We start from the raw sequence: 26,384 nt of genomic DNA, 5'->3' as shown, positions 1-26,384 counted from the left end.
CTGTTTGAGATCATTGTCGACGACCTGCGATGTTCGCAACAGACTTAGGCATTGGTCACTTGGTCGTTGGTGCGTCTAAGGCCTTCCGAGGTCTGAGGTGCCCCTAGTCTTCTAGACACCTGCCTCGCTCAGTTTCAGCTGTCTGGCTTCGAAGTCAACGGGCGACAGCATGACGTCGTGCCTCTACCTGCGTTGCTGGCAAGCGTGGCTCACAGACATGAGACGGCATTGGACGATGGCTGGTCTACTACGATGCCGAGGGGCCCACTCGGCCCGCCACATCTTGACCTTGGCGGAAGCCCATGCCGATCAAGCAGAATCCGTGAGAGTGGCAAGCAGATAGGAAACCCCGATCCATCTAGACCGGGCTGTGTTCTGGTCGACACGGCAAGACCACCTCTGATGACCACCTCATTGATCTAGGGATTTGTTGCCACCCCTCCACCACATCTTGTCGTCAGGTCTCAAAAATCTATGCAAATGAATACTTTAATCAAAAACAGGGCTGTGATAGACTAAAGTTTATAAATCAATGCCAGCCGGAAAACCGGCGGCGCGAGGCAGTAAAAGAGCGGTTCTATGAAAACACGGGGCAGACAGCCGGTCCGTTGGGGCTTGGTGGCGTTCGCAACTTTCTGGATGCTGGTGATTGTGCCGCTGAGCGCGGCAGCGGCACCCTATGCAGCTTTTGTAATGGATGCGCGCAATGGCGAAGTCCTATACTCCAACAACGCCGACGCGCGGTTGCATCCTGCGTCATTGACCAAGATGATGACGCTCTATGTGGTCTTTGAGGCCATCGAGAATGGCGAAATCGGACTTGACGACAAGGTCGTGATTTCCAAACATGCCGCCTCCGAGCCCCCCAGCAAGCTGGGCGTGCGCGCGGGCAGCTCGATTGCGCTGCGCTATCTCATCCGCGCCGCCGCGGTCAAATCTGCCAATGATGCCGCAACCGCCCTTGGCGAAGCCATCGAAGGCTCCGAGGCACAATTCGCCCGCCGCATGAACCGCACAGCCCAAGCGCTTGGAATGACGCGCACCACCTTCAAGAACGCCCATGGCCTGACCGAGAATGGCCATCTGTCCACCGCCCGCGACATGTCCATTCTCGGGCGGCACCTGTTTTATGACTATCCGCAATATTACAACCTTTTCTCGCGCATCACCACCGATGCCGGCGTGACCTCGGTCAGCCACACCAACCGCCGCCTTCTCGAAGCCTATCGCGGTGCCGACGGGATCAAGACAGGCTATACCCGTGCAGCAGGCTTCAACCTCACAGCCAGCGCCGAACGGGGTGGCGAACGGATCATCGCCACCGTGTTTGGCGGGCAATCCACGGCATCGCGCAATGCCAAGGTGGCGGAACTTCTCGACCTCGGCTTTAGCAAGGCTCCGACGCGCGTCGCGGTCCACCGCCCCGCGCGCCCGCCCTATATGGGCAAACTGGGCACCGCACCCGTGATGATCGCCAAAGGCGAAGAGCGCCCCGCCCTTGCCGCCAAGACCGTACGCCTGACCTCCGCCGCTGCGGTCGCCAAGAGCCTACGGCCGCAATCGCGTCCCCTGCCCGCGGCCCCGGCCCCCGTTATCGCCGCGCGGGATGATATCGAACGCGCACTTCTGGCCGCCCAACAGGTCGCGACGGCCAGCGCCGAAACTGCGCCCATTCCCCAAGGTAGCGTCACAGTCACACCTGACATTCGCCCGGAACAACGCCCGACCGATATCGTGCTGGCCAGTGCCCCGGCCCCAGAGCCACAACCCGAGGTCGTGACTCGCGTCTCGACCTCTGGCGGGCGGCATTGGGGTATCAACGTGGGCCGCTATGCAAGCGAGTACAAGGCACGCCAGATGCTCTTGCAGACCGCGTTGAACGAAATGGCCACGCTTGATGGCAGCCTGCGCAAAGTGGTGCAGCGCCCCGCCGGATTCGACGCCAATTTCATGGGGATGACCCGTGAAAGTGCCGATCTCGCGTGTCGCCGCCTTCAGGCCAAGAAGATCACCTGTTTCATGATTGGGCCAAGCTGAGCACGCGACGGATTGGGGGCGCTGCCCCCAAACCCCCGAGGTATTTTCGGCCAGATGAAATCGACGTCAGGGCTTGGGGCGGTCGTCCCAATCGTTTGACAGGATGCGGCGCGCGTCCCCTTCGGGATCGTCATACTGGTTCGAACGCACGGTATAGACAAACGCCACAAGCCCCACGCCCCCAAGGATCAGGGAAATCGGGATCAGGTAGGTGAGAATATTCATAGGCTACCTCAGTCGCAGCGCGTTGAGAGAGACGGTAATCGAACTGAGCGACATGGCCAAGGCGGCGATCAACGGCGAGCAAAGCCCCGCCACCGCCAAGGGCACGGCAATGATGTTATAGATCGTCGCGATCTGGAAATTCTCGCGAATGCGGCGCGTCGCGGATTGCGCCGTCACACAGGCCGCCGCAATCGGCGAGAGGTCATTGCCCAAAAGCACGATATCCGAGGCAACCCGCGCGGCATCCAGCGCCGTTGCCGGTGAAATGGAGACATGCGCGCCGGCCAAAGCGGCGGTGTCATTGAGCCCGTCCCCCACCATCAGCACATGCGCGCCCTCCGCGGTCAATGCCGCCACGCGTGCCGCCTTGTCGGCGGGCAGTGCCTCGGCCATCCACTGCGGAATGCCCAGGCGCGTGGCCAGCGCCTCGACTGCCGGGGTGGTATCACCGGACATCAGGATCACGCGCTTGCCCTGATCCATCAATCCCTGCACCGCTTCGGCGGCACCGGGCCGCAGCGCATCGGCAAAGGTGATGGCGACCGGCGGCTCCTCTCCGATTCTGAGAAAGGTCGCTGTCTCGGACAGACCCTGTGCCCCGGTCCAGCTGGCACGCCCCAAACGCACCTCTTGGTTCTGATAGCGGGCCTTTGTACCATATCCCGGCACTTCTGTAAGATCTGTAAGGTCAGCCGCCACAATCCCCGCCGCGCGCGCAGTGCGCGTGATCGACTGCGCCAGAGGATGCGAAGACCCCTGCGCCAGCGCCAGCGCCAATTCCACGACCGGGCGCGGCAATGTTTCAAGGTTCGTCGCCTGCGGAGCGCCTGTGGTCAGCGTGCCTGTCTTGTCGAACACGACGGTATCGACCTGCGCCAGCCGTTCCAGCGCGGTTTCGTGCTTGATCAGCATCCCCCGCCGGAAAAGCCGCCCCGAGGCCGCCGTCGTGACCGCAGGCACCGCAAGGCCAAGCGCACAAGGGCAGGTGATGATCAAAACCGCAGCAGCAATATTCAGCGCCGTGCGCACATCCCATGTATAGAGATACCAGCCCATGAAACTGAGCCCTGCAAGGATATGCACCCCCGGCGCATAGAGCTTGGCGGCGCTATCGGCGAGCGAGGTATAGCGCGAGCGTCCGGATTCCGCGATGGCCACAAGATCGGCCATGCGATGCAGCGAGGTTTCCGCCCCCACCGCCGTTGCACGAATGGTCAACGGCCCGGTCAGGTTGACCTCGCCCGCACTGACCGCCTGCCCCACCCCCGCAAAGACCGGCAGCGTCTCGCCCGTCAGAAGCGAACGGTCAATCTCGGACGTGCCCTGCACAATCTCACCGTCCACCGGCATGCGCCCACCGGGCCGCACCAGGATGTGATCGCCAACAGCCAATTGTGCAACGTTTACAACCTCTTCTGCGCCATCCAGCAAGCGCGTCGCGCGGGGCACCTCTAGCGCTGTCAATTCTTGCGCCGCAGAGCGCGCAATCGCCCGGGTCCGGTGATCAAGGTAGCGCCCCGCCAAGAGGAAAAACGTGAGCGCCATGGCGGCATCGAAATAGGCATGATGCCCCGATAGCATCGTTTCCCAGAGCGAGGTGAAGATCGCCAGCACAATGGCCAACACAATCGGCACATCCATGTTGAGCCGCCCGTTGCGCAGCGCAGTCCAGGCGTTGCGAAAGAACGGCACCCCGGAAAAGGCAATCGCCGGCAAGGTGATCGCGGCCGAAATCCAGTGGAACATATCGCGCGTCGCATCCTCGGCACCGGACCAGACCGACACCGACAAGAGCATGACATTCATGCTGGCGAATCCGGCAACGGCCAGCCGCATCAGGAGGTCGCGCCCGGCGCGATCGTTGGCGGTGGCATTCAGCGTGCCCTGATCCAGCTCATGGGCCTCGTATCCCAACCCCTCGACCAGCGCGCGCATCTCTTCGGCGGTCACGTCTGGGGCGGCGTCAATGCTGGCCCGTTTCAGGGTCAGGTTGACACGTGCAGAGTTCACCCGGTTATCCGCATTGAGCGCCCGCTCGATCTTGGAAATACAGGCCGAACAATGGATCGTGGGCAGTGACAGCGCAATCTGGGCCCGTGGCAGCGCGCTTGCGGCCAAGGCCTCAGCCGCCGGGGCGGCAGCACAGGCCGGACAGGCCGAGGGCGAAGGACGCATCGTGGCGGTCATGGTCTATTCCTTGTGCAGAACGACGCGCTGTTGAAAGAGGGTCCCATCATTATCCCAAGCCTTCATGCGGATATTCCAGTTGCCATCGCCCAAATCCACTGGCGCAACATAGGCCTGCCCATCATAGCGGAATTCGGGCGTCTGGTCGTCCTGCACATGGGTGGCCCGCCCCACAGTCGCCTCAAGCCGTGCCACCTCGACAGGATTGCCCGCGACATCGGTGATGTGCAGCATCAAGAGCCCGCCTGCGTGATCCGCCTCCACGGTCCAACCCAGCCCCTCTTGAGCGGCCTTTCGCTCGTTGAATTCCTGACTGGCAACATACGAGTTCTTGACCTCAAGCCCCGGAAAGGTTCGCACCGCCGACCATGCCAGAACCAGATTGACGCCGATGATCACGGAAAAAGCCCCGACAAAGCCGATCAACACATGCCTGCCGGTGATCTGACGCTCAGCCATCAGTTATCCTTTCCGTTAAAGACCGTGTCCTTATAGGCCCGCTCACCGTTGGTCATGTCCTCGATCCAGATGCGAATCTCGCTCCGCTCTTCCTCGGCAGGTTCGGACTCTGGCGGGGCCACCAGATAGACGCGCTGCAGGAACATTTCATCAGCGTTCACGCTGATCTTGTTATCGGTCACGCCTTCCAGTTGGAGCGAAATTGCCGGATCGCCCTTGACCGTGATCTCGAATTCGCGCGTCTCGTGCTGCATGTTCCGGATGCGCACCTCATAGGTATTGCGGATCGAACCATCAGACAGAGTGACATAGGTCGGGTTGCGCACCGGTGCCACGGTCAGGTCGATATCCGACCGGATGAACAGCGCAAAGACAAGCCCGATCCCAACCAGGGACCAGAGTGCGGTATAAAGAATCGTGCGTGGGCGCAGGATATGTTTAAAGATCGGCTTTGGCTTGCCGCCCGCCCGCTCTGCCTCTTCATCGGTAAAGGCCATATAGTCGATCAGGCCGCGCGGCTTGCCGATCTTGGCCATGATGTCGTCGCACGCGTCGATACAGAGCGCGCAGGTGATGCACTCCAGTTGTTGACCATCGCGAATGTCGATCCCCACCGGGCAAACATTGACGCAAGCCATGCAGTCGATGCAATCGCCTTGCGGCTCACCCGCCTTGACCGCTTCTGAATTCTTTCGCGGCTCGCCCCGCCATTCACGATAGCCGACGGTCAGCGTATCCTCATCCATCATCGCCGCCTGAATACGCGGCCAAGGGCAGGCATAAATACAGATCTGCTCGCGGGCAAAGCCGCCGAAGAAGAACGTCGTGCCGGTCAACACCGCAATCGTCGTATAGGCGATGGGATGGGCATTGAGGGTAAAGAGATCGACCAACAGGGTCGGTGCATCGGTGAAATAGAATACCCAAGCCCCGCCGGTGGCCACCGCGATCAAAGCCCAAGTGATCCACTTGGTCAGACGCAGCCGCGCCTTGCGCAGATCCCATTTCTTTTGCCGATGCAGGCGCAGCCGCGCATTGCGATCCCCCTCGATCCAACGCTCAACAAGAATGAAAAGATCGGTCCACACCGTCTGCGGACAGGCATAGCCGCACCACACGCGACCCAACGCCGAGGTGAACAGAAATAGACCCAAGCCCGCCATGACCAACAAACCGGCCACGAAATAGAACTCGTGCGGCCAAATCTCGATCCAGAAAAAGAAAAATCGCCGGTTCGCCAGATCGAGCAAAACCGCCTGATCCGGCAGCGCTGCGCCCCGGTCCCAGCGAATCCAGGGCGTGATATAGTAGATGCCCAAGGTGACAATCATGATCACCCATTTCAGGTTGCGAAACTTGCCATAAACCTTCTTGGGAAAGACCGGTTCGCGCGCAGCATAGAGGGATTGCGGTTCGGTTGGATGGGAATCGGCCACGGACATACTCCGGTATGATCATTTTCTTGATCGTCTTCTGTCAGGATGCAGGTGTCACAGCTTTGACCTGCATCAAATTCTGACTTTTGAATCGATCTATTACGAAGCGCCATGTTGTCGAGCCATGCGACGCAGCCAGACCAAAAAGGTCCGCGCTGCGGGGCGTAGCACTCCCGGACGCGTCACCACATGATAGCCGCTGTCCTCATGGTCCTGAAACAAGAGCCGTAGACGGCCCGCCGCGATATCCTGACGCACCCAATCCAGAACCGTCACGGCAACCCCTTGGCCGTCGCGCAATCCGTCTAGCAACAGGTTGCCCGGCACCTGAATTTGCCCGGCTCCCCGCTCTCGGGTCACACCTCGACGGCGCAACCAGTCACTCGCTTCATTGGTGCCGAATTCCTGAAGCCAAGGCAGATCTGCCAGATCAGCGGGGCTTTCGATCCGGCGCCCCTCGACCAGGCGCGGGGCGGCCACGGCAACGATGGGTGAGGAGAACAGCAACTCTGCCTCAAGCCCCGGCCAATCTCCGGCCCCGTAACGGACCGCAATGTCGATACCGCCCGGCTCGAGTGACACCAAGCGGGGGGTCGGGTCGATCATCAGGTCAATCTCGGGATGTCGGTGACGGAAATCCCCCAAGCAAGGCATCAGCCAGTGCGCCGCAAAGCTCGGCGTAGTCGAGATCTGCAAGGGGCGCTCGGAACTCTGCTGGGACAAGGTATCAACCGCACGCGCAATCGCACCAAAGCCCAACGCCAGAGCGTCCGCCAGCTCCTGCCCTTCCGCCGTCAGGCGCAAGTTCCGCCCCGAACGATCCACCAGCACAAGGCCCATATGCGCCTCAAGCTGCTTGATCTGTTGGCTGACCGCCGCATGACTGACGTTGAGCCGCGCACCCGCTGCCGCCGTGCCGCCAGTTTCGGCCAAGGCTGCAAAGGCCCGCAAAGCGGTCAGAGGAGGGAGTGACAACCAATCCATGACGTAAGCCTATCTTACAAGTCGTGATTTTTCCAGAGTCGTCTTTCGCGGCGAGAAACGCCATCCTGAGAGCATGATCCCCGAACAGGAAAGGATTGACCGATGTTTGGAATTTTAGCCAGTACTTTCAGAACCGCTACTCGGCTCGGCGCGCCCGAGGACAGAACGGTGCGGCACCGCGGCCGCGCCCATTGGCAGCCCGCCGAGCGCTTTGACGCGCGCACAGGTGCGGAAATCGAGGCGCATCTCCATGCCCGCCGCCGCTTCTAGGCTCCGCGCCCCTCACACCCGCTGGCCATGGCGCGGCGGTCGGTGGGCCGGGTCATCCGGCGGAATGAGAAAAGGCCCCGCCTTGGGACCTTCGGATTGACAGATCACCTTGATCAATGCGGTAATCGGTGCCGGCCCCTCCAGGAAACGCGCGAACAGAACGGAAGGACCGGCACCTGACCCCGAGCCTTGCGGCTCGGGGTATTCGTTTAGGGCTTACTCGCCCCCGCCAAGCTGGTGGACATAGATCGCCACGGCGCGAATCTCGGCCTCGCTCAGATCGGCCCCGCCCATCGGCGGCATCACGCCAAAGCGCGAATACGTGACCGTTTCCTTGATCGTGTCGAACGATCCACCATAGAGCCAGATGGCATCGGCGAGGTTGGGCGCCCCTTGATAGATGTCACCCTCTCCGGCCTCGCCATGGCAAGCGGCGCAATTGTCCATGAACACGGTCTGACCTTCGGCCACCATCGAGGCATCCTGCGGCTCACCCGACATCGACATCACGTAGTTGACCACCTGATCAATCTGCGCGGTTTCCAGAATATCCCCAAAGGCCGGCATCTGCGAATAGCGCGCATCTGGATCTTCGGTGTTGCGGATACCATGGGCGATCGTGGTGTGAATATCCTCGATCGTCCCCCCCCAGAGCCAGTCATTGTCCAGCAAGTTGGGATAGCCTTTGGCCCCCGCCGCCCCCGAACCATGGCACTGCGCGCACCATGTCTTGAACACGGCATTGCCCGCCGATGTGGCATAGCCCTGCAATTCGGGATCGCCTGCAATCTCGGTCAGTTCGACCGTTTCCAGCTTGGCGTTGATTGCGGCATTGGCGGCCTCGGCCTCGGCCAGTTCGACCGCGACGTTGGCGCGGGTCGACCAGCCTTTGTAACCGGCTGTCGCCCCCTGAACCAGCGGCCACGCCGGGTAGGCGATCACATACCACAAGCCCCAGACGATACAGGCATAGAAGGTCCACAGCCACCAGCGCGGCAGGGGATTGTTAAACTCTTCAATCCCGTCCCATTGATGGCCGGTGGTTTCGACCTCTTGGTTCTTCTTAATCGGTTGTTTGGCCATGTCTCATGCCTCCTCGTGCCGGGCGCCATGGGCGCGGGCCGGTTTGTCTTCGTGCCGGAACGGGATGGTTGACGGGTTCTCATAGCTCTTGGTGGCGCCGGGGCGGAACACCCAGAACACGACGCCAACGAAGAATGCAAAGAGTGCCAGCAACATCCAGCTATCGGCAAATTCTCGCAACAGGGAATAGGTTTCCATCACTCCACTCCCTTACCGGCTTGCCACCGGGGTGAAGGTCGAGAAATCGACCAGCGTCCCCAGCATCTGCAGATAAGCAATCAGCGCATCTGCCTCGGAAATTCCCGGCTGCCCGTCGAAATTACGCACCTGTGCCTTGGGATACCGCGCCAAGAGCCCCTCGGTATCGCCATCCGGATCAACCTGAACCGTGAAATCGGCCTTGGCGTTCTCGATCATCTCGTCGGAATAGGGCACACCTACCAGACGATGTGTCTTGAGCAGATCCTCGATATGCTTGGGCTCGATCATCCGGTTTTCGAGAAAGCCATACTTGGGCATCACCGATTCCGGCACCACCGACTGCGGATTGCGCAGGTGGTCCACGTGCCAGTCATCCGAATAGCGGCCACCGACGCGGGCCAGATCCGGTCCGGTCCGTTTGGACCCCCACTGGAACGGATGGTCGTATTTCGACTCCGCGGCCAGCGAGTAATGCCCATAGCGCTCTACCTCATCGCGCATCGGGCGGATCATCTGGCTATGACAGACGTAACAGCCCTCGCGGATGTAAATGTCGCGCCCGGTCAGTTCCAGCGGGGAGTAGGGGCGCATGCCCTCTACATCCTCGATGGTGTTCTCAAGCCAGAACAGCGGGGCGATCTGCACGATCCCCCCGACCGTGACCACAAGGAAGGCAAAGATCGCCAAAAGCGTGACGTTCTTTTCCAGGATTGCGTGTTTGTCCAGAATTGCCATCTCTCCGGCCCTCCTTATTCAGCCGGGACTGCGGAATTCGTGGCTTCGACAGCCGGCGAACGCTTCACAGTCATCCAGAGGTTGTAGCACATGATCAGCGCGCCGGTGACATACATGACCCCACCAAGCCCCCGCACCACATACATCGGGAATTTTGCGGCGACGGTATCGGCGAACGAGTTCACCAGGAAACCGTTTGCATCGACTTCGCGCCACATCAGCCCCTCCATGATCCCCGTCACCCACATGGCGGCGGCGTAGAGAATGATGCCGATGGTGGCGAGCCAGAAATGCCAGCTCACAAGGCTCAGCGAGTAAAGCCGCTCACGGTTCCACAGCTTCGGCACAAGGAAGTAGAGCGCGCCAAAGGTGATCATGCCGTTCCAGCCCAGAGCGCCCGAATGCACGTGCCCAATGGTCCAGTCGGTATAGTGGCTCAACGAGTTGACCGCGCGGATCGACATCATCGGCCCTTCAAAGGTCGACATGCCGTAGAACCCGATGGAAATCACCATCATCCGGATCACCGGATCGGTGCGCAGCTTGTCCCACGCGCCCGAGAGCGTCATCAGACCGTTGATCATCCCACCCCAGGACGGCATCCAGAGGATGATCGAGAACACCATGCCCAACGTCGAGGCCCAGTCGGGCAGCGCCGTGTAGTGCAGGTGGTGCGGACCGGCCCAGATGTAGATGAAGATCAGCGCCCAGAAGTGGATGATCGACAGCTTGTAGGAATAGACCGGACGCTCCGCCTGTTTCGGCACAAAGTAATACATCATGCCCAGAAACCCGGCAGTGAGGAAGAAACCCACGGCGTTATGGCCATACCACCACTGTGTCATTGCGTCCTGCACGCCGGAAAAGACCTGCACCGACTTGGAACCGAAGATCGATACCGGAATGCTCAGGTTGTTGACCACATGCAGCATCGCCACCGTGATGATGAAGGACAGGTAAAACCAGTTGGCTACGTAGATATGCGGCTCTTTACGCTTGACGATGGTTCCCAGAAACACCGCCAGATAGGCCAGCCAGACCACCGTCAGCCACAGGTCAACATACCACTCGGGCTCTGCATATTCCTTGGACTGCGTGGCCCCCAGCAAATAGCCAGTGGCGGCCAGCACGATCACAAGCTGATAGCCCCAGAACACGAACCACGCGAGGTTCCCGCCCCAGAGCCGCGCCGCAGACGTGCGCTGCACGACGTAAAAGGACGTGGCGATCAACGCGTTGCCACCAAAGGCGAAAATCACCGCCGAGGTATGCAGCGGACGCAGCCGACCAAAATTCGCATATCCCTGCGCCCAATCGAAATTGAGCCCCGGAAAGGCAAGTTGAAAGGCGATGAACGTGCCCGCGAGGAAACCGACAACACCCCACAAGCAGGTTGCGATCACCCCGGCGCGCACGACGCCGTCCATGTATTCCCCCGACATGTCCACTCGGGATCTCGGTTCGTCCGTGTGGCGCAGGGTCCACAGGAAAAGCCCACCGCCCACAAGCGCCACTGTCAGCGCGTTGACCAGATAGGCCAGATCGCGCGCATAATTGGCCGCGATCAACGCCAGAAGCGTGACCAGACCAAGCACGATCAGCTTGATATAATTCGTCATGTTGCGTCCCTTCGTCTCTTTCTGCCCGAGTCGCCGTGACCCGCGCAGGCGCGTTAGACTGTGACCGTAATGCTAGGGTCGGACTCAACTATCCTTGATCTGTGTCAAAACACTGACTTTGATCAATTGATCCGCGTCAAGGCAGCCCCGGCAATACACTCTTAGGGTGACATAACGTGCGACACAGTCAAAGGAATGCGACATGACATACAACAGCCTGTTTTCCGTTTTGACCGATGAGTCCCTTGTTGAGGAAACCCTGACCCACGCCATCAGCATGGCCGCCCGCCATGACGCCCATCTTGATGTGCTCTGCCTGGGCGTGGATCGTAGCCAATCGGGCTATTACTATTCCGGTGCCAGCGCCATCGTGCTTCAGGAAACCATCGCCCGCGCCCAAGAAGAGGCCACCGCCATCGAAGCCAAGGCACGCAGCCTGCTCAAGAATTCATCGCTTCGCTGGGGGATCGAGGCAGGTGTCAGCCAATTGGCTGATCTGGGGCGCCATGTCGCTGCGCGGGCGCGGTTCTCGGATCTGGTGATTCTCCCGCAGCCCTACGGAAAGGGACGCGGTTCTGAATTGGAGCCAGCAACCGAATCGGCCCTTTTCGAGGCGCGAACCCCGGTCATCATCGCCCCCGCCGCTGTCGCCCCGGTACCCAATCCGGGCCGGATAATGATCGGCTGGAACGAAAGCAGCGAGGCGCTGGGCGCGGTGCGCGCGGCCCTGCCTTTGCTGAAGGGCGCGGAGGTGGTGCATGTGGTGGTGATCGACCCGCCCACCCATGGGCCCAACCGCTCCGACCCTGGCGGGCTCTTGTCGCAATACCTCTCCCGCCACGGCGTCAAGGTCGAGATTGACGTCCTGTCCAAGACACTGCCGCGGGTTTCGGACGTGCTCTTGCGGCATGTGCGCGACATGGATGCCGATATGGTCGTGATGGGGGCCTACGGCCACTCGCGCTTCCGCGAGGCGATCTTTGGCGGCGCCACCCGCTACATGCTGGAACAGGCCAGCGTGCCGGTCTTCATGGCGCATTGAGACCGGTGGCCTCTCGGGCGGATTGGGGGCCAGCCCCCAAACCCCCGAGGTATTTATGACCAGATGAACCCTGGGGCGGGATGAATCAGATCAGCATCCCGCCGTCGCTGTCATCGCCCGCCTCTTCCAGCAGCCGGTTGAAATCCGGCACGGTGACGCGACGCTTGCCCTCAAGCTCGATCACCCCGTCTTTTTTCAGCGCAGAAACCTGACGGCTTACCGTTTCAAGCGTCAGGCCGAGATAATCCGCCATCGCCTCACGCGTCAGTGGCAGATCAAAGACCAGCGGCCCGCGCGTGCCGTTCATGTTCAGCGTGGCATCGCGCCGCGCAATGATCGCCATCAACGAGGCGATTTTTTCGCGTGCGGTCTTGCGGCCAAGAACCAGCATCCATTCGCGCGCGGCATCAAGCTCGTCCAGCGTCATTTCAAGCAGGCGTTGCGCGATATGAGGGGTCCGCGCCATCATCTCTTCAAACGGCTTCTTGCGGAAACAGCACATCACCATATCCGTCACCGCCACAACGTCATAGGCGGCGCTGTTGCGCCCGGGGCGGCCCACGAAATCGCTGGGCAAGAGCAGCCCCACCATCTGCGTGCGCCCGTCCTCCATCGTCTGCGTCAGCGTCGCAATCCCAGAGACGACCGAGCCCACGAAATCCATCGGATCGCCGGACCAGATCAAGGTCTGCCCGGATTCGTAGCTGCGGTAGTATTTGATCTGATCAAGCACCTCCAACTCGTCGGATTCGCACCGCGCACAGACAGCCCGATGCCGGATCGGACAATCCCCACACTCGTGAGGTATGATCGAGGCTTTCTCTTTCAGCATGGATTATCCACTATTCGAGGGCGCTGTCAGGGTTGGTTGATTTAAATCAATGCGGGTCGGCCAGTTCTGCACAATCCTAGGGCTATGGACACAAAAACTCAACTAGGCAAACTGGGTCTCTTTGACGCCAAAGTGCCGCGCTACACCAGCTACCCGACCGCACCCCACTTCAACCGCGATGTGGGACAGGCCCAATTTACCAGTTGGATCAACGCGATACCAGAGGGTGCAGAGATTTCTCTCTATGTGCATGTGCCGTTCTGTCGACGGCTCTGCTGGTTCTGCGCCTGCCGGACCCAAGGAACCCAGACGGATGCCCCCGTAGCGGCCTATCTCGAGACTCTCAAGACCGAAATCGCGATGCTAGGTCAGAATCTGCCACGTGGGGTGCGCCTATCGCGCCTGCATTGGGGTGGCGGCACGCCCACGCTGCTTTCGCCCGGCATGATGAGCGAATTGGCGGGTGCCATTCGCGCCATTGCCCCCTTTACCGACACCACTGAATTTTCGGTCGAGATCGACCCCAATGAAATCGACGCCGCGCGCCTTGATGCGCTTGCTGGTGTCGGCATGAACCGCGCCTCGATTGGCGTGCAAGATTTTGACGAGCAAATTCAGAAAAGCATCGGCCGGATGCAGGGCTATGACATCACCCGCGACGCGGTCGATGAAATCCGCGCCCGCGGGGTCAAGAGCCTCAATGCCGATATCCTCTATGGCCTTCCGCATCAGAACCGCGCCCGCATTACCGAAAGCGTGCAGAAACTTCTCTCGCTCAATCCCGACCGGGTCGCGCTCTATGGCTATGCGCATGTGCCATGGATGGCAAAACGCCAACAGATGATTCCCTCGGATGCCCTGCCCACACCGCAGGAACGTCTGGCGCTCTTCGAGACCGCGCGCCGCCTGTTTCTCTGGGACAACTACGATGAGATCGGCATCGACCATTTCGCAACCGCCTCTGACGGGCTGAGCGTGGCGCAAAAAACCGGGCTACTGCGCCGCAATTTTCAAGGTTACACCGACGACACCGCCGAGGTGCTGATCGGTCTGGGCGCCTCGTCCATCTCGCGCTTTCCACAAGGCTATGCGCAGAATGCCCCTGCCACCGGGGCCCATACCGGCGCCATCCGTGAAGGGCGGTTTTCAACCTCACGCGGCCATGTCTTTTCCGCTGAAGACAAGCTGCGCGGCCGCATGATCGAGATGCTGATGTGCGATTTCCGCATTGATAGCGCCGAGATATTCCGCGAGTTCGACATTCCCGCCGCAGAATTGCAGGCGATGCTCTCTGCCGTGGAACGCCGCTTTGACGGGCATCTGGCGCTTGACGCCACCGGCCTTTCGATCCCGCTTGAGGCGCGACCGCTGACCCGCATGATCGCGCGTCAGTTCGACGCCTACGAGATGAACGCCGACGGCCATTCCTCTGCAATCTGAGGGGATCAGACCTCGGCCCGCCCCTCGAGCGCCGCCGCCAAGAGCTTGCGCGCATAGGCCGTCTGCGGCGCGGAAAAGATCGTCTCGGCGTCGCCCGCCTCGACCACATCGCCATCCTTCATCACCATCACCCGATGGCTCATGGCGCGCACCACATGCAGATCGTGGCTGATGAAAAGATAGGCCAGCGCATATTTCCGCTGCAATTCGCGCAAGAGATCGACGATCTGCACCTGCACCGTCATATCCAGGGCGCTTGTCGGCTCGTCCAGCACCACCAGCTTGGGACGCAGGATCATGGCGCGGGCGATTGCGATACGCTGCCGTTGCCCGCCAGAGAATTCATGCGGATAGCGGTCCATCATGGCGGGGTTCAGCCCCACCTCGTCCATCACCTCGGCCACCAGATCACGCTCTGGTCGGCCACCCGGATTGCCATGCACGCCCAGCCCCTCGGCGATGATCTGTGCGCAGGTCATGCGCGGGCTCAGGCTTCCGAACGGGTCTTGAAAGACGATCTGCATCTCCGCCCGTCGCCGCCGCAACTCCCGCGTGGACCAACCATTCACATCTTCACCCGCAAAGCGGATGCCGCCTTCAGACGCAATCAGCCGCATGATTGCCAGCGCCAGCGTGGTCTTGCCCGACCCGCTCTCGCCCACGATGCCCAACGTCTCGCCTGCGCGCACGCGGAGCGTGGCGGCATTGACCGCCTTCACATGCCCCACGGTACGTTTCAGGAATCCTTTCTGGATCGGGAACCACACACGTAAGCCTTCGGTCTCGGCCACCATCGGCGCGCCCTCTGGCACCGGCGACGGTAGGCCCACCGCCCGCGCGCTCAGCAGCTTGCGGGTATATTCATGCCGGGGTGCGGCAAAGACATCGGCCACCGGCCCAGCCTCGACAATCTCACCATCCTTCATCACGTAGACACGGTCGGCGATGCGCTGCACGATCCCCAGATCATGCGTGATGAACAAGAGACCCATCCCCTCTTCGCGCTTCAACTCCGCCAGGAGTTCCAGAATCTGCGCCTGAATGGTCACGTCGAGCGCGGTCGTCGGCTCATCGGCAATCAGGATGTCGGGCTTGTTGGCCAAGGCCATCGCGATCATCACCCGCTGCCGCTGCCCGCCCGACAACTGATGCGGATAGGCCCCCAGACGGCTGGCCGCGTCACGAATGCCCACCCGCTCCAAGAGCTCCACGATGCGCGCGCGCGCGGCATCCCCCGTCAGCCCCTGATGCAGTTCGAGGCTCTCGCGCAATTGCTTTTCCAGCGTATGCAGCGGGTTGAGCGATGTCATCGGCTCTTGAAAGATAAAGCTGATGTCATTGCCGCGCACCTGCCGTAGCCGCCGTTCGTCCGCGCCGATCATCTCCTGACCCGCATAGGTGACAGAGCCCGTGACCTGCGCCGACGATCCCAACAGAGACACGGTCGAGAGCGCGGTCACCGACTTGCCCGAGCCGGATTCACCCACCAGCGCCACGGTCTCGCCCCGGTCAACGCTAAAGCTCACGCCCTTGACCGCCGGGATCACCTGCCCGTCCTGCCGGAAACTGATCCGCAGGTCCTTGACCTCCAGCACACTCATTCAAAGGTCTTTCTGGGGTCAAAGGCGTCGCGCACACCTTCAAAAATGAACACAAGCAGCGACAGCATGATGGCAAAAGCAAAGAAGGCCGTAAACGCGAGCCACGGCGCTTGCAGGTTCTGTTTGGCCTGCAATGTCAGCTCTCCGAGGCTGGGCGCCGAGGACGGCAGGCCGAAACCGAGGAAATCGAGCCCCGCCAGGAGCGAGATCGTCCCGGTGATGACAAAGGGCAGCATCGTCAGCGTCGCCACCATCGCATTGGGCAGCATGTGGCGGAACATGATCGTCAGGTTCGATACGCCCAAGGCCTTGGCGGCCCGCACGTATTCAAGATTGCGCGCCCGCAGGAATTCGGCCCGCACCACGCCAACCAGGGCCATCCAGCCAAAGAGCACCGTGATCACGACCAGCAGCCAGAAACTGCGCGGCAGGATCGCAAAGAGAATGATGATCACATAGAGTTGCGGGGTCGAAGCCCAGATTTCGATGATCCGCTGGAAAATCAGATCGGTGCGCCCGCCGAAATAGCCCTGCACCGCCCCCGCCGCGATTCCGATCACGGACGATAGCGCCGTCACGATCAGCGTAAACAGAACCGAGAGCCGGAAGCCATAGATCACCCGCGCCAGCACGTCGCGCTTGGTGTCATCCGTGCCCAACAGGTTCTGCCCATTCGGCGGCAGGGGGGCGGCACCGGGGCGGTCCACGGTGGTGTTGTAGCTATAGGGAATGGGCGGCCAGATGGCCCAACCCTTGGCAATGTCTTCGCCCTCAACCACACCGTCCTCGGCATCCGCAATCACGCCTTCAGGGTCGTCAAAACAGATGTCGAGCCCCCCCGACGCGATCAGGCAACGCACTTCGGGGTCGCGATAAATCGCCTCGGTCTCGAAATCGCCACCAAAGGCGGTTTCCGGGTAAAACCGAAAAATCGGCATGTAGAAATCGCCGCGATATTGCACGAGGATCGGTTTGTCATTGGCCACGAACTCGGCAAAGAGCGTGATCGTAAAGATCACCGAGAACAGAATAAGCGACCAGTAGGCCCTGTTATTGCGCCGAAAATTGCGCCAGCGGCGTTGATTGAGCGGCGAGAGGCGGATCACAGTCTCACCCCTCCCGCTTTTCAAAATCAATCCGTGGATCGACCAGCACATACATCAGGTCCGACAGGATGCCGACCACAAGACCGATGAGGCCGAACAAAAAGAGCGTTCCGAACATCACCGGATAGTCGCGCCCCACCGCAGCCTCAAAGCCCAGACGCCCCAGCCCATCGAGGCTGAAAATCGTCTCGATCAGCACCGATCCACCAAAGAACACGCCAATGAACACCGCCGGAAAGCCCGCGATGACAATAAGCATCGCATTGCGGAACACATGCCCATAAAGCACCCTCCGCTCGCTCAGCCCCTTGGCCCGCGCGGTCATCACATAGTGTTTCTTGATCTCGTCCAGAAAGCTGTTCTTGGTCAGCAGCGTCAGCGTGGCAAAGGCCGAAATGGTCGAGGCGATGACCGGCAAGGCGATATGCCAGAGGTAATCGCCGATCTTGCCCAAGAGGCTCAGCTGCTCGAAATTGTCCGAGGTGAGGCCGCGCAACGGGAATATCTGGAAATAACTGCCCCCCGCGAACAGGACCAACAGCATGATCGCAAAGAGAAACGCCGGGATCGCATAGGCCACGATGATGATACCGCTGGTCCATGTGTCGAACTTGGTGCCATCGCGCACCGCCTTGGCCACCCCCAACGGGATCGACACGATATAGGCAATGAGCGTCGACCAAAGGCCGAGCGTGATCGAAACAGGCATCTTTTCCAGAACCAGATCCAGCACCTCGATCTTGCGGAAATAACTCTCACCGAAGTCGAACCGCATGTAATTCCACATCATGTTGAAGAACCGCTCGAGCGGCGGCTTGTCCAGACCGAATTGCTCTTCCAGCTCCTTGATCAGCTCCGGCGGCAGGCCCCGCGCCCCGAGATACTGATCACTGCCCCCTGCGGCCCCAACCATCTCTTGCCCGGTATCCGAGCCAGAGCCGGAAAAGCTCTCGAACACGTTACCCTGCCCCTGCATGTTGGCAATCATCTGCTCGACCGGCCCACCGGGCACGAACTGGACCAGAGCGAAGTTGATGACCATGATCCCAAAGAGCGTGGGCACGATCAGCAAAAGCCGCCGCAGGATATAGGCGCCCATTTAGCGGCTCCCCCGGATCACAGCGCGCCCGCGTCTTTCAACGCCTGAGCCTTGTCGGCGTCATACCACCAGAAATCCAGCACGCCGGTTGCATAGGGCGGCAGCGGCTCGGGATGGGCATACATATCCCAGTAGGCGACCCAGCTCTTGTCGAGATACCAGGTCGGGATCATGAAAAACTCATAGCGCAAGGCACGGTCGAGCGCGGTCAATGCCACATCCTGTTCCTCCTTGCTGCCGGATTCCAACGCGCGGTCGATGATCGCGTCGACCATCGGACTTGCCAGTCCCGCCGGGTTGAACAGGCTAAAGGCCGCCTCCTTGCTGCCATAACGCTGATGCAGGCCGGTGCCCGCCTCCAGAAACGACACGTAGCTGTCAAAGATCAGGTCATAATCGCGATCCCGCTCGCGCGCCGTGTATTGCGCGGCGTCGATCTTGTCGAACTTGGCATCAATGCCCATCAGTTGCAGATTGCTGACAAAGCTTTCGACCACTGCCGACATGGTGGCAGAGCCAGAGGCGGAAATCGGGATCTCAATCTTGAGAACCTCTCCGGCGGCGTTGCGCCGCTTGCCGTCGTCTCCCACGGCCCAACCCGCCTCATCCAACAGCTTCATCGCCGCGCGCAGATTGCGCCGATCATTCAGGCGCTCGCCATTGGACGAATGCGCCATCACCGCAGGTGCCGTCAGCATCTCTTCGGGCACCACATCCCCCAAGGATTGCAATAGCGCCAATTCCGCGCCTTCTGGCACGCCCTTGGCCTCAAGCGGTGTGTCCTGCACGAACGAATGCCGCTGCTTGAAAAGGTCGTATTGCAGGGACGCATTGGTCCACTCGAAATTGAACCCGAGCGCAATTGCCTGCCGCACCCGCTTGTCCTGCAATGTCTCGCGGCCCAGATTGAACACGAACCCCGACGGCGTCGGCGGCAAGCCGTCAGGCAGCTCTGCCTTGACCACATAGCCCGCATTGGCCGCCGGGAAATCGTATCCCGTGGCCCAAGTCTTGGAATTGCCCTCAGGCCGGAACGTGTAAATCCCCGCCTTGAACGCCTCGAACGCCGCGTTGTCATCGGCGAAATACTCGATCCGGATACGGTCGAAATTATGCCGCCCCTTGTTGATCGGCAAATGCCAGCCCCAGTAATCGGGATTGCGTTCATAGACGATATTGCGGTTCACGTCATAGCTCTTGACCTGATAGGGCCCCGATCCCGGTGCCGCCTCCAGCCGTGGCTCATCCAGCCGCGCGCCCGTGTCCTCGTACCATTTGCGCGGAAAGACCGGCGTGCCGCCCACCTGATCAATCAGCGACCTGCGCGAGATGCCTTCCGCAAAGGTGAATTTGACGGTGTGATCATCCAGCGCCTCGGCGCTCAGCACCCGGCGCTTGACCGCCTCGGCATAGGATTTCAGCCCCTGCTCCAGAAACAGGTTATGCGAAAAGACCACGTCATGCGCCGTGACCGGCGTGCCGTCGGCGAATTTGGCCTCGGGGCGCATGTGGAAGATCACCCAAGTCTTGCCCGCGTCATATTCCAACCGCTCAGCCAAGAGACCGTAACCCTCGTTATAGCGGTCCCCCGGCAGCGGCTCGCCGCTTGCCTCGGATGCCCCCAAAAGGCTCTCGTAAACCATCCAGGACAGCCGCCCGGCCCGCCCCTGCCGCGCATAGGGGTTCATCGAATCAAACGTCCCCGGCGCATAGAGCGAGATTTCTCCCCCCTTGGGCGCCTCCGGGTTCACATAATCAAAATGCGGATAATCCGCAGGATATTTCAGATCGCCATAGAACGAATAGCCATGCGAGGTGATCACCTCATCCTGCGCCCAGACCGCCTGCGCCATCAGCGCGGCGATTGACAGGCCCATCACGGCCAGCCGCAGACGCCAGGGCGCCGCCCCCGCGCGTGTCCGGGTTTTGGTCAGGGTGTTTCGTCCGGTCATGCCATCCTCCTCCTGCCGCACCCATTATCTGGTGCTTCATCGCTTGCTGGCAAGCTAAGGAGGGGGCGCGTCTTGTTCAAGCGCCGATCCTGTCCGCCGCCCATGAAAAAGGCCGCCACCCTTGCCGGGAAGCGGCCTTTCGAAAATGTTGCGCGGATCAGTTTGCAGCGCTTTGAAGATAGCCGATCAGGTTGGCGCGATCTGCCTCATCCTTGAGCCCCGGAAAGCCCATACGATTGCCGGGCGCGTAGGCGCGCGGATTTTCAATCCAGCCACTCAGTTTTTCCACCGTCCATTCGCCTTCCAGACCCTTGAGCGCGTCGGAATAGGCAAAGCCCTCGACGCTGGCAATGTCGCGCCCGACGATGCCAAAGAGGTGCGGACCGGCCCCGTTCTTGCCATCCTCAAGCTTGTGGCAAGCACCGCAGCGACGAAAGAGCTTTTCACCCGCTGCCAGATCAGCCGCAGCAACAAGCGCCGCGAAGTCCGATGCCCCTGCTTCCGCTGCAGGCTCGGCCGCCGCTTCTTCCGCTGCAGGCTCGGCTGCCGCTTCCTCTGCCGCAGGCTCTGCTGCCGCTTCCTCTGCCGCAGGCTCTGCTGCCGCTTCCTCTGCCGCAGGCTCTGCTGCCGCTTCCTCTGCTGCAGGTTCGGCTGCCGCTTCCTCTGCCGCAGGCTCGGCTGCTGCTTCCTCTGCCGCAGGCTCGGCTGCTGCTTCCTCTGCCGCAGGCTCGGCTGCTGCTTCCGCTTCCGCTGCCGCAGGTTCGGCTGCTGCTTCTTCTACCGGCATTTCAAAGGTCGTGCCATCGGTCTGATCAAGATAGGCGATCAGGTCGGCGCGATCTTCGGCCTTGCGCATACCTGCATAGCCCATTGTCGTTCCAGGCGCATACCCCTTGGGGTTCTCCAGAAACGCATTCAACTCAACCGGCGTCCAGACCTGCGCCACAGCCGTCAAAGCCCCTGAATAAGAGCCGTAGCCCGAAGCCGTACCGACGTCGCGTCCGACGACCCCGTAAAGATACGGACCAACCTTGTTCTCGCCCTGAACAACCGCGTGGCAAGCGGCACAATTGCGGAACAACTTTTCGCCATTCGCCGGATCAGCCGCCGCCATCAGCGAGGCAAGGCTCGGGCCTTCTTCCACCACTTCCTCGGCACCAGCATCGCCCGTGTCGATCACATAGCCCTGCGCGTGGTCCTCGCCGTGGCCGCCGCCCATCGAATAAATCGACTCCGCCGCCCAATTGCCCAAAAGGAACACCAAGAGCGCGCCACACAGTGCGCCCGCGGTCTTTGTCATCGTCATTGTGTCGAACATAGGCCCGTTTCCATTTGATCCGTCGTTGGCCGCGTATCTATCCGCTTCCCCTACTGGCGCGCAAGGTGTAGTTTCCGCGACCAAACGCCCGACCGGGCCAAAAACACGGAAAAACGCAGATGACCAACCGCATCGCCTTTCAGGGAGAGCTTGGCGCCTACTCGCATCAAGCCTGTCGCGAAACCTATCCCGAGATGGAGGCACTGCCCTGCCGCACCTTTGAGGACGCGATTTCTGCGGTGCGCGAGGGTCAGGCCGATTTGGCCATGCTGCCGGTCGAGAATTCTACCTTTGGTCGGGTGGCCGACATTCACCACCTCTTGCCCGAATCGGGCCTGCATATCGTGGCCGAGGCCTTTGTGCGGGTACATATCAACCTCTTGGCGTTGCCCGGCGTGCGCCTCGACGAAATCGAGAGCGCGATGAGCCACACCATGCTGTTGGGCCAGTGCCGCGCCTTTCTCGAACGCCACGGCATCCACCGCGTGACCGGAGCCGATACCGCAGGCTCCGCCCGCCATGTGGCCGAGGCCGGGCAACCGGAAATGGCTGCCCTTGCGAGCGAATTGGCAGGAGAGATTTACGGTCTCGACGTGATCGCCCGCCATATCGAGGATCAGGGCAACAACACCACCCGCTTTCTTGTGATGGCACGAGAGCCCGATTTCGCACAGCGTGGCACCAATGGGATGATGACGACCCTTGTGTTCCGCCTGCGTTCTATCCCCGCCGGTCTCTACAAGGCGCTTGGCGGCTTTGCGACCAACGGTGTCAACATGACTAAACTCGAGAGCTACATGGTCGGTGACAATTTCAATGTCGTGCAGTTCTACGCTGACATTGAGGGTCATCCAGATGATCCGGCCGTCGCGCGAGCGCTGGATGAGTTGGATTACTTCACCTCGAACGTGACGATTCTGGGCGTCTACCCCGCCGATCCGCGCCGACACGATACCGACTGAATACCGACACCGTCCGTCAGGCGGATCGCGTATACCGGTCCTCTATCTCTGCGGCGTATTCCGCCAGCCGGACCTTGAACCGTTTTGTCAGATTATTGCGCGCCAGCCGCAGTGATTGCATCATCAATCGCGCCGCCAAGGTGCGCGGCTGCAACACCAGCGTGACCGTCATCCGCGTGCGTCCCCGCGATAGTGCCACAAGTTCCGCGATCATCTGCCCTTCTATCGAAGACGACATCAAGCCCAGCTTGATCCCGTTGGGCGGATCGTAGTCAACAACGCTCACATCCACTTTGCGCTGCTTGCCGCGCAGCTTGAACACAGCATGCCAACTCATGCCGACCCCCGGCACCTTCAGCTTGTCCGTGCGCCGCACATCCGCCCCGCGCCGCAACGCCGAGCGTTCAAATCCTTGAAAATCTGCGATTTCTTCGAAAACCCGCTCGATTGGGGCCTCAATATCTTCCCTGCCGGTAAACTGCATCCCCAGACCGCCCTTTTCGGTTTGTTATCGCTTTGCCCGCATCTATTGTCACCTCAATCCAGACAGTCGGCAAGCCAGTTCTCAAGCAGGAAATGCGCAATCGCCCCCTTGCGCGCAGGCATCAGGAACGGATGCTCTCCGGCAAAGGCCGAAAGTATCTCTTCTCGGCTCATCCATTGCGCATCCTCGATCTCCTGCGGATCAATCGTGATCTCCTCGCTCAGCGCCTCGCCGCGACAGCCGAACATGAGCGAGGCGGGAAACGGCCAAGGCTGGCTCGCCAGATAACTGACTTGCCCCACTTTTACCCCTGCCTCTTCCCAGACCTCACGCCGCACAGCCGCCTCGATGGTCTCTCCCGGCTCGATGAACCCGGCCAAGAGCGAATACATCCCCTCGGGCCAGCCCGGAGATCGCCCCATGAGTACAGAATTTCCGCCCGTAATCAACATGATGACCACCGGATCGGTGCGCGGGAAATGTTGACCGCCGCAGTGATCGCAGGCCCGCTGCCATCCAGCGCGAATCATCCGGCTTTCCTGACCGCAGCGTGCGCAAAAGCGGTGTGTGAGGTGCCAGCCGAACACCGCCTTGGCCGTCGCCGCAAGCTCTGCGTCGCGGGGATTAAGCCGCGTCATCACCCGCCGAAGTTCGGCAAAGGCGCTGCCCTCGGGCAGGTCGGGATGCACCTGCTCGGAGGCATCCAGAAACGTATCCAGTTGGTCAGGTTCCAGCCCTGGCGGCACCCAGGCAGAAATATCATGCGCCAGAATCAGATCACCGCTTTCGTCACGCCCCAATAGGATCGGCGGCACCTTGTAGCGCGCAAGAACCGGATGAGCCGGCGTCACCACGACCAACTCATCCAGCGTTTCAGCGCGCAAAAGCGGCTTGCCCCGCCAGAGCACGATCGACCGCGCGCGGCCCTCTGCCACCGCCACTTGGATCATGGCCTCGTCACCGCGCACCTCATCGGCCCGGTCGAGCCCCGATCCCCCGAATGTCACCTGTTCCGCTGTCCGCATCAACCGCCTCCCGTGCCTAACTCTCTACACAATGCCCATGTCCACAAGACAAGAGCCTAGGCGCACAAAGCACAGGCAAATCACAATTTGCAACTTATAGTGTATTGATCGCGGCGCGCCGACATGCCAACCTCTCTAAGCCTCTGGCAAAACTTGTAATTGTACCCTGTCCAAGCGGTTTCATTTCCGTGGTATCACCGGGGCTGCGCCCGGTCTCAGAGCGTTGACGATTTGACCGACCCCGTTGCCAAAACAGCCCCATTCCCTGCCTGTCGCGAAACCTTGCGCCTGCGGATCTTGCAGACCACGGATGTCCACGGCCATCTGCTACCCTTTGACTATTACACCAACCAATCCGACCGCCCCTGGGGTCTGGCGCGGCTGGCCACTCTGATCCGGCACGCACACTCCGAGGTTGGGGCGGCAAACTGCCTGCTGCTCGACAATGGCGATTTCCTGCAAGGCACACCGCTCACCGATCTCACCGCGCAGCCAGATCAGGGCTGGACCGGACCGCATCCCGTCATCTCCGCCATGAACGAGATCGGGTATGACGCGGGCACACTTGGCAATCACGAATTCAACTATGGCCTCGACTGGCTGACGGAAACCTTGGCGCAGGCGCGCTTTCCCTTGACGTGCTGTAATGTCCTGATCCGGCGCGGCACAACGCCCACCGAGGATAAGACGCTCTTGCCGCCCTATCTGCTGCTTACCCGCCAGATGCAGGCTAGTACCGGCAGGTGGCATAATCTGCGGATCGGCCTGTTGGGCCTCGTGCCGCCGCAAATACTGACATGGGATCATGCCCACCTCTCGGGCCGGGTTGATGTGCGCGACATGGTCGAGAGCGCGCGCGCCTGGGTGCCTGCCTTGCGTGCTTTGGGCGCCGATCTGATCCTGCTCATGGCCCATACCGGCATCGATCCCGGACCTGACCGCCCGATGATGGAAAACGCCGCACGTGCGCTCGCCCGCCTGCCTGGCATCGACGCTCTGCTTGCAGGCCACAGCCACAAGAGCTTTCCCAGCACAGATCACCATGGCATTCCCGGCGCCGACACAAGCAACGGCACACTCTACGGCACACCCTGCCTGATGGCCGGATTTCGCGGCGACCATCTGGGCCAGCTTGACCTGATGCTGACCCGCGATGCCAAGGAATGGCACGTTACGGGCCATCAATCCCGCCTTTTGCCCGCTTCTAGCGTCCCGCCATGCCCCGCACTTTGTACCACGCTCGACAGCGCCCACCGCCACACCACAGCCCTTACCGCGCGTGAAATCGGGCTGACCGAGACCCCCCTCCACAGCTACCTCAGCCTCTTGCGCGACGATCCCATCCTGAACCTCGTCAATGGCGCGCAGCACCGCGCCTTGGCTGCGGCCTTGGCCGATGGCCCGCATGCCGGGCTGCCTCTGCTCTCCGCCTCTGCCCCGTTCAAGACCGGCGGCCGCGGCGGCCCCGCGCATTTCACCGATATCCCACAGGGCCCGCTGCGCCTGCGTCACATCGCCGATCTTTATGGCTTTCCCAACACGCTCTGCGGTCTGCTTGTGACCGGGGCTGAGGTGCGCGATTGGCTGGAACGCGCCGCCATCTGCTTCAACCAGATCATCCCCGGCCTGCCGGATCAACCCCTGCTGGATCCCTCTGTGCCGGGGCATGATTTCGATGTCATCGACGGGCTCAGCTATGCCATCGACCTCAGCCAGCCCGCGCGCTACGATCTTTTCGGCACGCTGATCAATCCCACGGCGAGGCGCATCCGCGACCTGCGCCACGCAGGCAAACCCGTCCGGCACGATGCCCATTTCATCATCGCCACCAACAGCTATCGCGCGCATGGCGGGGGGCCCTTTGCCCCGCTCGCCGAGACAGGGTTGATCTATTCCGGCACTCGCCCGGTGCGCGACATCCTTGCAGATCACGTCGCGACCTTGGGTCAAATCGCAGCAGCGCCAGACCCGACTTGGCGCTTTGCCCCTCAGCCCGGAACTACCGTCACGGTCGAAACCGGTCCCGGCCTGCGCGCCCATCCTGCCGATATCGCCGCCTTGAACGCGACTGATCTTGGTTTGACAGATACAGGGTTCCTGCGCCTTTCCCTACCTTTGCCAGATACGCAGCCTACACTTGCGCATCCCGTGGCAGACGCCTATATGACGCCCTGAGAGGTTGGCGCGGGCAGGCACCTCGCCAACCCGGTCAGGTCCGGAAGGAAGCAGCCGTAACGAGCCCCGCTTGGGTCGTTGTCCAGCCTCTCACCCTTTTCCCTGTAGCAAG

General features: G+C 61.0%; 23 protein-coding genes and 1 other RNA gene. 7 read left to right on the top strand and 17 right to left on the bottom strand.

The window, feature by feature from the left end:
- The first annotated feature begins 579 nt into the window (after nucleotides 1-579).
- Nucleotides 580-2,037: a D-alanyl-D-alanine carboxypeptidase family protein gene (locus tag ROSMUC_RS11900; protein ID WP_037273306.1), complete on the top strand. Its 1,458-nt coding sequence runs from the start codon at nucleotides 580-582 to the stop codon at nucleotides 2,035-2,037.
- Nucleotides 2,038-2,103: 66 nt separating this feature from the next.
- On the opposite strand, the gene ccoS is transcribed toward ROSMUC_RS11900, so the two are convergent.
- The 5 genes from ccoS to ROSMUC_RS11875 all read right to left on the bottom strand — a co-directional run bounded on the left by ccoS (nucleotide 2,104) and on the right by ROSMUC_RS11875 (nucleotide 7,328).
- Nucleotides 2,104-2,262, bottom strand: coding sequence for a cbb3-type cytochrome oxidase assembly protein CcoS (gene ccoS, locus ROSMUC_RS11895; protein ID WP_037273304.1), 159 nt, complete (start codon nucleotides 2,260-2,262; stop codon nucleotides 2,104-2,106).
- Between the two features lie 3 nt (nucleotides 2,263-2,265).
- Nucleotides 2,266-4,449 (bottom strand): heavy metal translocating P-type ATPase, encoded by a 2,184-nt coding sequence (locus ROSMUC_RS11890; protein ID WP_037273302.1) that lies wholly within the window; start codon nucleotides 4,447-4,449, stop codon nucleotides 2,266-2,268.
- A 3-nt stretch (nucleotides 4,450-4,452) separates the two neighbouring features.
- Nucleotides 4,453-4,908, bottom strand: a complete 456-nt coding sequence (locus tag ROSMUC_RS11885) for a FixH family protein (RefSeq protein ID WP_206018449.1) — start codon at nucleotides 4,906-4,908, stop codon at nucleotides 4,453-4,455.
- Nucleotides 4,908-6,350: a cytochrome c oxidase accessory protein CcoG gene (gene ccoG / locus ROSMUC_RS11880; RefSeq protein WP_425442798.1), complete on the bottom strand. Its 1,443-nt coding sequence runs from the start codon at nucleotides 6,348-6,350 to the stop codon at nucleotides 4,908-4,910. The genes ROSMUC_RS11885 and ccoG overlap by 1 nt, the downstream gene beginning before the upstream one ends.
- Nucleotides 6,351-6,443: 93 nt before the next feature.
- On the bottom strand, nucleotides 6,444-7,328 hold the full coding sequence (locus tag ROSMUC_RS11875) for a LysR family transcriptional regulator (protein WP_037273295.1): 885 nt from the start codon (nucleotides 7,326-7,328) through the stop codon (nucleotides 6,444-6,446).
- Nucleotides 7,329-7,430: 102 nt separating this feature from the next.
- On the opposite strand from ROSMUC_RS11875, the gene ROSMUC_RS21025 reads away from it, so the two are divergent.
- On the top strand, nucleotides 7,431-7,598 hold the full coding sequence (locus ROSMUC_RS21025) for a hypothetical protein (RefSeq protein ID WP_170062565.1): 168 nt from the start codon (nucleotides 7,431-7,433) through the stop codon (nucleotides 7,596-7,598).
- Nucleotides 7,599-7,814: 216 nt separating this feature from the next.
- Here the strand turns inward: ROSMUC_RS21025 and ccoP are convergent, their stop codons facing one another.
- Genes ccoP through ccoN form a run of 4 tightly spaced genes read right to left on the bottom strand, consistent with a single transcriptional unit; the run spans nucleotide 7,815 to nucleotide 11,236 of the window.
- Nucleotides 7,815-8,681 (bottom strand): cytochrome-c oxidase, cbb3-type subunit III, encoded by an 867-nt coding sequence (gene ccoP / locus ROSMUC_RS11870; RefSeq protein WP_037273293.1) that lies wholly within the window; start codon nucleotides 8,679-8,681, stop codon nucleotides 7,815-7,817.
- Between the two features lie 3 nt (nucleotides 8,682-8,684).
- The gene (locus tag ROSMUC_RS11865) at nucleotides 8,685-8,879 is read right to left on the bottom strand and encodes a cbb3-type cytochrome c oxidase subunit 3 (protein WP_037273291.1); all 195 of its coding nucleotides are present in this window, start codon (nucleotides 8,877-8,879) and stop codon (nucleotides 8,685-8,687) included.
- 12 nt (nucleotides 8,880-8,891) lie between these two features.
- The gene (gene ccoO, locus ROSMUC_RS11860; RefSeq protein WP_037273289.1) at nucleotides 8,892-9,617 is read right to left on the bottom strand and encodes a cytochrome-c oxidase, cbb3-type subunit II; all 726 of its coding nucleotides are present in this window, start codon (nucleotides 9,615-9,617) and stop codon (nucleotides 8,892-8,894) included.
- Between the two features lie 14 nt (nucleotides 9,618-9,631).
- Nucleotides 9,632-11,236, bottom strand: a complete 1,605-nt coding sequence (ccoN, locus tag ROSMUC_RS11855; protein WP_037273286.1) for a cytochrome-c oxidase, cbb3-type subunit I — start codon at nucleotides 11,234-11,236, stop codon at nucleotides 9,632-9,634.
- 202 nt (nucleotides 11,237-11,438) lie between these two features.
- Between ccoN and ROSMUC_RS11850 the strand changes: the two genes are divergently transcribed.
- Nucleotides 11,439-12,278, top strand: coding sequence for a universal stress protein (locus ROSMUC_RS11850; RefSeq protein ID WP_037273283.1), 840 nt, complete (start codon nucleotides 11,439-11,441; stop codon nucleotides 12,276-12,278).
- An 85-nt stretch (nucleotides 12,279-12,363) separates the two neighbouring features.
- Here ROSMUC_RS11850 and fnrL read toward each other — a convergent pair whose 3' ends face one another.
- Nucleotides 12,364-13,110 carry a transcriptional regulator FnrL gene (gene fnrL / locus ROSMUC_RS11845; protein WP_037273281.1) on the bottom strand — a complete coding sequence of 249 codons (747 nt, stop codon included), beginning with the start codon at nucleotides 13,108-13,110 and terminating at the stop codon, nucleotides 12,364-12,366.
- A gap of 84 nt (nucleotides 13,111-13,194) precedes the next feature.
- Between fnrL and hemN the strand changes: the two genes are divergently transcribed.
- Nucleotides 13,195-14,550 carry an oxygen-independent coproporphyrinogen III oxidase gene (gene hemN, locus ROSMUC_RS11840; protein ID WP_037273278.1) on the top strand — a complete coding sequence of 452 codons (1,356 nt, stop codon included), beginning with the start codon at nucleotides 13,195-13,197 and terminating at the stop codon, nucleotides 14,548-14,550.
- 5 nt (nucleotides 14,551-14,555) lie between these two features.
- Here hemN and ROSMUC_RS11835 read toward each other — a convergent pair whose 3' ends face one another.
- From ROSMUC_RS11835 to ROSMUC_RS11815, 5 genes are all read right to left on the bottom strand, one after another.
- The gene (locus ROSMUC_RS11835; RefSeq protein WP_037273276.1) at nucleotides 14,556-16,151 is read right to left on the bottom strand and encodes an ABC transporter ATP-binding protein; all 1,596 of its coding nucleotides are present in this window, start codon (nucleotides 16,149-16,151) and stop codon (nucleotides 14,556-14,558) included.
- Nucleotides 16,148-17,254 (bottom strand): ABC transporter permease, encoded by a 1,107-nt coding sequence (locus ROSMUC_RS11830; RefSeq protein WP_037274039.1) that lies wholly within the window; start codon nucleotides 17,252-17,254, stop codon nucleotides 16,148-16,150. The genes ROSMUC_RS11835 and ROSMUC_RS11830 overlap by 4 nt, the downstream gene beginning before the upstream one ends.
- Nucleotides 17,255-17,261: 7 nt before the next feature.
- Complete coding sequence (locus ROSMUC_RS11825) at nucleotides 17,262-18,356, bottom strand: microcin C ABC transporter permease YejB (protein ID WP_037273273.1); 1,095 nt, start codon at nucleotides 18,354-18,356, stop codon at nucleotides 17,262-17,264.
- 17 nt (nucleotides 18,357-18,373) lie between these two features.
- The gene (locus tag ROSMUC_RS11820) at nucleotides 18,374-20,308 is read right to left on the bottom strand and encodes an extracellular solute-binding protein (RefSeq protein ID WP_425442797.1); all 1,935 of its coding nucleotides are present in this window, start codon (nucleotides 20,306-20,308) and stop codon (nucleotides 18,374-18,376) included.
- A gap of 157 nt (nucleotides 20,309-20,465) precedes the next feature.
- The gene (locus ROSMUC_RS11815) at nucleotides 20,466-21,608 is read right to left on the bottom strand and encodes a c-type cytochrome (protein WP_245875169.1); all 1,143 of its coding nucleotides are present in this window, start codon (nucleotides 21,606-21,608) and stop codon (nucleotides 20,466-20,468) included.
- 137 nt (nucleotides 21,609-21,745) lie between these two features.
- On the opposite strand from ROSMUC_RS11815, the gene ROSMUC_RS11810 reads away from it, so the two are divergent.
- Nucleotides 21,746-22,588 (top strand): prephenate dehydratase, encoded by an 843-nt coding sequence (locus ROSMUC_RS11810; RefSeq protein WP_037273264.1) that lies wholly within the window; start codon nucleotides 21,746-21,748, stop codon nucleotides 22,586-22,588.
- A gap of 16 nt (nucleotides 22,589-22,604) precedes the next feature.
- Here the strand turns inward: ROSMUC_RS11810 and ROSMUC_RS11805 are convergent, their stop codons facing one another.
- Entirely contained in the window at nucleotides 22,605-23,072 is a 468-nt protein-coding gene (locus ROSMUC_RS11805) for an SRPBCC family protein (protein WP_037273263.1), read from the bottom strand.
- A 53-nt stretch (nucleotides 23,073-23,125) separates the two neighbouring features.
- Nucleotides 23,126-24,097, bottom strand: coding sequence for an NAD(+) diphosphatase (gene nudC, locus ROSMUC_RS11800; RefSeq protein WP_037273260.1), 972 nt, complete (start codon nucleotides 24,095-24,097; stop codon nucleotides 23,126-23,128).
- Nucleotides 24,098-24,379: 282 nt separating this feature from the next.
- Here nudC and ROSMUC_RS11795 point away from each other — a divergent pair, with 282 nt between their 5' ends.
- The gene (locus ROSMUC_RS11795; RefSeq protein WP_075571739.1) at nucleotides 24,380-26,272 is read left to right on the top strand and encodes a bifunctional 2',3'-cyclic-nucleotide 2'-phosphodiesterase/3'-nucleotidase; all 1,893 of its coding nucleotides are present in this window, start codon (nucleotides 24,380-24,382) and stop codon (nucleotides 26,270-26,272) included.
- An RNA gene (ffs, locus tag ROSMUC_RS11790) (signal recognition particle sRNA small type) lies at nucleotides 26,271-26,367 on the top strand. The genes ROSMUC_RS11795 and ffs overlap by 2 nt, the downstream gene beginning before the upstream one ends.
- Nucleotides 26,368-26,384: the final 17 nt, after the last annotated feature.

Origin of the sequence: Roseovarius mucosus DSM 17069 (assembly GCF_000768555.3) — a bacterium.
GTDB lineage: Bacteria > Pseudomonadota > Alphaproteobacteria > Rhodobacterales > Rhodobacteraceae > Roseovarius > Roseovarius mucosus.
The sequence above is the reverse complement of the archived record's forward strand: the minus strand, read 5'-3'. Positions and strand labels throughout refer to the sequence as shown.